Raw genomic sequence first — 1,878 nt, forward strand, 5'->3', positions numbered from 1 at the left:
AATCCTGTACTCTCCTTAAATAACTGATTTTAGAACATTCTCGGATGTTCTATTTTTTTGACTTAAATAAGCATAATATCTCAGTAAAACAAATAATCATGGAATAAAAAAGGCACCACATAACTGCTAGATTTCATATCCAACAATTATGTGGTACCTTAAATTTAATTAATTCCAACGGCTTCTTTTTGAGGGTAATATCATTAATATAAAGAACCAAATTGTACCAATCAGTGGAATTAAATCAATTAATATCCACCAACCTGAGCGATCAGTATCGTGCAATCTACGTACTTTTACTGAAAGTGTACCTATCCAAACAATAATAGTTACTAATCGAACTAGTGTATTTGTAGTTAAATCAGAAATAGTATAAATATCTTCAATTGAATGCCCCATCAATTTTTGAATGATACCTATAAGAAGACCACCCAATATGTAATTTATAATTACTGGCCACCAGTAATCAGAACGAGAGCTGGTACTTGAAAAATTAAAAATGTTATCCCAAAACTTTTTGTATGAATTTATCACTATAAAATCCTCCCTAAATGTATTAAATAAAAAATAGTTAATTCAGAATAGTTACACCTATAGTTAAATATGTAGCAAATAGTATCCATAATATATAAGGAATAAATAGATAAGATGCAACTTTACTTATTTGATAAGATTCGATGATATAGAGAATCACTATAAGATCAAGTACGATAATGATTATTAATCCTATTAAATATAATTTATTAAAAAAGACTATCGACCAAATGAAGTTTAGTAATAATTGAAAGTAGAATAAGAGCGTCGGATTAAGTTTATATTTAAATGGTTTATCAGAAAATGTAACTAAATATCCAGAAGTGGCAATCAATAGATACAATATTGGCCAGACAATCCCAAATAAATAACTTGGCGGTGAAAGAGGTGGCAGATTAAGCGCCATATACTTCCCAGAAATATTTCCTGAAATTAAAGAGGAAATACTGCCAATTCCTTCAACTATAATAATGAAAACAATTAATTTAATTAAATTTGCTTTGTTAAATAGTTTACTCATATAGAACCCCTCCTTTGAGAATAATAAAATATTAATAGTTTTATTTTATCATGATGGGTTCAACACTGTCATTGATTTCAAAACCTGTCAGAAATTCTAATAGATACAAACTGTATATCAGTATCGATTTTGTAAGCGATCTCATGATATAATTTCATTACGAATTAAAATATATTCCATAGGGAGAAATATCATGAAAAAGATCGTCAAAGTTATTCTAGCAACAGTAGTGGTATTTATTTCATTATTAGGATTAAAAACCACCAATGTAAAAGCTGCTACATTAATACCAGACTATTTACACACTTCTAAGGTTACTAAAGTCTATGCGCAAGGCAAAGCTAATGTCAGTTTAGGAGCTGATCCAACTTATGATTTCTCATTGATAACTAACAGAGCATTATCTTCAAATAGTGATTGGAAGTTTGATCAATTTGCTTACGGAAAAGATAATACCTATAAAAGAGTAGCAACCAATGAGTGGGTCAATGAATCAGAGGTAACTTGTGTATATAGCGTACCAAAAGGTGATGTTTTAAATCTAGAAAATTCGCAAAGAATATATAGATTGGATTATAAGACATATTCATTAGTGGATTCAGGAAAAACTTTGCAGGCTGGTTCTTGGTTAATTGATAAATTATTGACTGTACCTAATAATCAAGGATCATATGTACAAGTAGCAACTAATGAGTGGATTAAAAATTAATATTAAGTTATATTCTTTCCTTGTGATGACTAAAAATCATAAGGATATTTTATTGCTTTTGAAAAAAATTGCTTTTTAAAATAATTAAATTTATAAAAAATATTTAATAATAAAT

Annotated in this window: 3 protein-coding genes; 1 reads left to right on the forward strand and 2 read right to left on the reverse strand. The window is 28.2% G+C overall.

All coding sequences use genetic code 11. The features are described from left to right. Positions 1-168: 168 nt before the first annotated feature. Both CBP76_RS10375 and CBP76_RS10380 read right to left on the reverse strand, forming a co-directional pair. Positions 169-534 (reverse strand): DUF805 domain-containing protein, encoded by a 366-nt coding sequence (locus CBP76_RS10375; RefSeq protein WP_102196802.1) that lies wholly within the window; start codon positions 532-534, stop codon positions 169-171. A gap of 37 nt (positions 535-571) precedes the next feature. Continuing rightward, positions 572-1,054, reverse strand: coding sequence for a TspO/MBR family protein (locus tag CBP76_RS10380; protein WP_102196803.1), 483 nt, complete (start codon positions 1,052-1,054; stop codon positions 572-574). Positions 1,055-1,247: 193 nt separating this feature from the next. Here CBP76_RS10380 and CBP76_RS10385 point away from each other — a divergent pair, with 193 nt between their 5' ends. Next, on the forward strand, positions 1,248-1,763 hold the full coding sequence (locus CBP76_RS10385) for a hypothetical protein (protein ID WP_102196804.1): 516 nt from the start codon (positions 1,248-1,250) through the stop codon (positions 1,761-1,763). Positions 1,764-1,878: the final 115 nt, after the last annotated feature.

Source organism: Companilactobacillus nuruki (assembly GCF_002872255.1).
GTDB classification, from domain to species: Bacteria; Bacillota; Bacilli; order Lactobacillales; family Lactobacillaceae; genus Companilactobacillus; species Companilactobacillus nuruki.

Coding starts and splice junctions, on each gene's coding strand:
- CBP76_RS10380 (WP_102196803.1), bottom strand. CDS start 1,054: ATGAGTAAACTATTTAACAAAGCAAATTTAATTAAATTAATTGTTTTC.
- CBP76_RS10385 (WP_102196804.1), top strand. CDS start 1,248: ATGAAAAAGATCGTCAAAGTTATTCTAGCAACAGTAGTGGTATTTATT.